Origin of the sequence: Sphingomonas sp. 66-10, assembly GCF_001897045.1 — a bacterium.
Lineage (GTDB): Bacteria > Pseudomonadota > Alphaproteobacteria > Sphingomonadales > Sphingomonadaceae > Sphingomonas > Sphingomonas lycopersici.
On the sequence record NZ_MKRR01000138.1, the window covers coordinates 113,439 to 114,135 of the forward strand.

Genomic DNA, 697 nt, shown 5'->3' on the forward strand with positions numbered 1-697 from the left:
CGAGCTTGCGGTCGGCGGCTTCGAGCGCGGCCTTGTTGGCGCGCAATTCCTCCTCGGCCATCGCGCGCAATTCGGCATCGGCATCCTCGGTCATCGACGCGAGGCTCTCCGCCTCCTGCCGCAACCGGCGGACATCGGCGGCCGCCTCGGCGACCGGCTCGAGCTCGGCATATTCCTTCGACACCTGGACGAAGCGCTCGCCCGACAGGTCGCCGGTCGCCATCAGCGCGGCGAGCTCGTCCCGCCGCGCTTCGATCTGCCGAATCCGTTCGAGCGAGATCGCGGTCATGCGGCGGTGTGTTGCTCGAAGATCGTACGCGCCTGCGCGGCACCGGCGAATGCCTCGTCGAGCAGCTTGAAGCTGTGAGTCCGCGCGCCGTCACGCACGTCGAGCGAGACGATCGCGGCGGGCTTGCGTTCCATTGCCTTGCCGAAGCGCTTGCGCGGGCTGCCGGTAACGAACGGCTCCGCCGCGATCCCGGCGCGGCGCAACGCGCTGGTCAGCGCGCCGGCATCCTCCTCACGGTCGCGATTCTCGGCGACCACCGCGACATCGGGGCGCTCGGCCGCCGGCTCGTCGATCAGCATCGCGAGCCGCTCGACCCCCGCCGCCCAGCCGACCCCGGCGGTCGCCGGGCCGCCGAGATTCTCGACCAGCCCGTCATAGCGTCCGCCGCCCAGCACGGTGCCCTGCGCG

Annotated in this window: 1 protein-coding gene and 1 pseudogene; both read right to left on the reverse strand. The window is 71.7% G+C overall.

Annotation, left to right across the window (positions count from 1 at the left end; genetic code table 11):
- The coding region (locus BGN95_RS19855; RefSeq protein ID WP_286773777.1) for a PCRF domain-containing protein at positions 1-289 on the reverse strand (289 nt) is incomplete at its 3' end.
- Positions 286-697: pseudogene (locus BGN95_RS19860) on the reverse strand (histidine--tRNA ligase); the annotation flags it as partial. The gene BGN95_RS19855 and the pseudogene BGN95_RS19860, both read right to left, overlap by 4 nt.